This window comes from Gemmatimonadota bacterium (assembly GCA_016209965.1).
Lineage (GTDB): Bacteria > Gemmatimonadota > Gemmatimonadetes > Longimicrobiales > RSA9 > JACQVE01.
Genome location: JACQVE010000271.1, coordinates 1 through 2,100, shown reverse-complemented (window position 1 = coordinate 2,100; position 2,100 = coordinate 1). Strand labels below are relative to the sequence as shown.

Here is a 2,100-nt window from a genome sequence, read left to right as displayed (position 1 = left end):
TCCATCTCTGGGCGGGAGGCGCCCTGCCATGCGGGTGATTGGTCCAGCCGGGCCAGGCGCTCGACGAGCGTGTCCACGACGCGGTAGCCCAGCCGGCGCATGGACTCGGGGTCGAGGTCCAGGGGGCCTGGAGGTGGGGCGCCGGCGGACCCTGGGGGCGGCTTGGGGGCCGACGCTTCGCCGAGCGGCCTCACGCGGAGCGGCGCGGCGGGCCGCCGGGCTTGCCGCGGCGCCCGGGCTGCGGCTGCTTGGGGGCAGGCCGGGCAGGCGGCACCGGGCCCTGCCCGCGCTTCACGCGGGTGATGCGCGCCTGGCGGCGGGGGTCGTTGTTATAGCCCCGGCTCATATCGTCCCCATGGAGTGTGCGCGCACGGGCCATGGCGGGTCAAGGGCGGCCGGGCGCTCTGGAATGAAACGCGGAGCGCCTGCGACCTGGGCCGCGGGCGCTCCGCGTTGCGCTGCACAGTGTGGTTCTGCGGAAGGCGGGTCAGGCCTGACCCTCGTAGCGGCGGTTGCCGCCGAAGCCGGTGCCGCCCGGCCGGCCCTGCCCCTCGCGGCGCGGGCCGCGCGGCGGCGGCTCGGCGGGCGGGTTCAGGCGCACCACGTTCTGCGCCTTCAGCCCTTTGTCCGCCTCGACGACATCGAATTCGACTTCCTCGCCCTCATAGAGGACCTTGAAGCCCTGGCCTTCGATGGCGCTGTAGTGGACGAAGACGTCCGGTCCGTTTTCCTGGTGGAGAAAGCCGAAGCCCTTCTCCTGTGAGAACCACTTCACTGTGCCGGTGGTACGAGCCATCGCCATACTCCTCGTGTGAATTGGGGTGATAGTGGGGTGCGGTGCGATGTTGCCCGTACCCTGATGCCGCTGATCCGCGCCCGCGGCCGGCGCAAAGCAAAAAGGGACCCGCTGGTTCCGCAGGTCCCAATTCTTTTTTCAGAAAGGCGCCACTGCCGGAAAACCCGCTGTGCGTCGTGTGCTTACGTGAGCGGCGGCCACCCAGGCCCACCGATCACGGGGCCGAAGATACGGGTGGTACCGGCAGAAGTCAAGAGAGACCTCCAGGTTTTCCAGGTTTGCCAGGTTTGCTGGGTTTGCCGCACATCACTCGGGCGCGGGGCTGGAGTGCACCCGGATGCCCTCCGCGGGCAGCGCTCCCGCTTCTCGGAGCCTGCTCGGCCGGCGGGATTTTCCGCGACCGAGGGGAAAGCGAGGTGACGCCCAGTGCCGGCTTGCAGGGTCTCCCCTCGCTCCAAGCGCTCCGTGCCCGCCCCTCCACACCGTCCGCCGAGCGCCACCCGGGTGCCTCTGCACTCCGCCGGAGCTTCAGGTGCAGAGGTGCGTGGCTTCCACCGGGCGATTGACGGCGCCGGGGGCGGGGCACTACCCTGCCACCGCCCCGGAAGCGGGCGGGCCGGGGATTCCACCTTTTGGCAAGGACGGATGGCACTTGGCGAGAACAGGAGTAGGCGGCGGGGCGCCGTTCCGTTTCCGTGTCTCCGACGTGCTGGACGTGCCGCTGCGGGGGACGCTTCTGCGCTTGCGGCTCGTCGAGGGCGGGCCGCGACTCGCGGATCTGCGTCCCGGGCGCGCGCTGCGGCTGCAGGGGCCGGGGGGTGAGGAGCGGGTGGTGCGGATCCTGGCGTTCTCGGCGACGGGCGGCCGGCCGAGCCAGAAGCGGCTCGAGCGCACGCGGGAGCTGGATGTGATCATTTCGAGTACGGACGGGCTCGGTGCAGGACGGGCGGTCCAGATCGGGTGGTTTGCGTCGGGGCTGGTGCAGGCGTGATGGCGGAGACTCGCCTGGCATTCCTGACGGGTGCCACGGGCTTCATCGGCGGCCGCCTCGCCCGGCGCCTGGCGGAAAGCGGGTACCGCCTGCGCTGCCTGGTCCGGCCGACGTCGGCTGCCGAGGAGCTGGAGCGGCTGGGCGCCGAGCTGGTCCACGGTGAGTTGACGGACGCGGCGCTTCTCACCGGCGCGCTGGACGGGGCTGAGGTCGCTTACCACCTGGCCGCGGCCTACGAGATCGGGGTGGTGGACGAGCGGGCCATGGAGCGGGCGAATGTGGGAGGCACGCAGGCGTTCCTGGGGGCTGTGGC

General features: G+C 71.4%; 3 protein-coding genes. 2 read left to right on the top strand and 1 reads right to left on the bottom strand.

What is annotated here, in order from left to right:
* Positions 1 to 487: 487 nt before the first annotated feature.
* Positions 488 to 796, bottom strand: a complete 309-nt coding sequence (locus tag HY703_10775) for a cold-shock protein (GenBank protein MBI4545670.1) — start codon at positions 794 to 796, stop codon at positions 488 to 490.
* Positions 797 to 1,448: 652 nt separating this feature from the next.
* On the opposite strand from HY703_10775, the gene HY703_10770 reads away from it, so the two are divergent.
* Entirely contained in the window at positions 1,449 to 1,787 is a 339-nt protein-coding gene (locus HY703_10770; GenBank protein ID MBI4545669.1) for a hypothetical protein, read from the top strand.
* The coding region (locus HY703_10765; protein ID MBI4545668.1) for an NAD-dependent epimerase/dehydratase family protein at positions 1,787 to 2,100 on the top strand (314 nt) is incomplete at its 3' end. The genes HY703_10770 and HY703_10765, both read left to right, overlap by 1 nt.

Bases quoted from the DNA above. Each gene is read 5' to 3' on its own strand.
- HY703_10775 (MBI4545670.1), bottom strand. From the start codon at position 796: ATGGCTCGTACCACCGGCACAGTGAAGTGGTTCTCACAGGAGAAGGGC.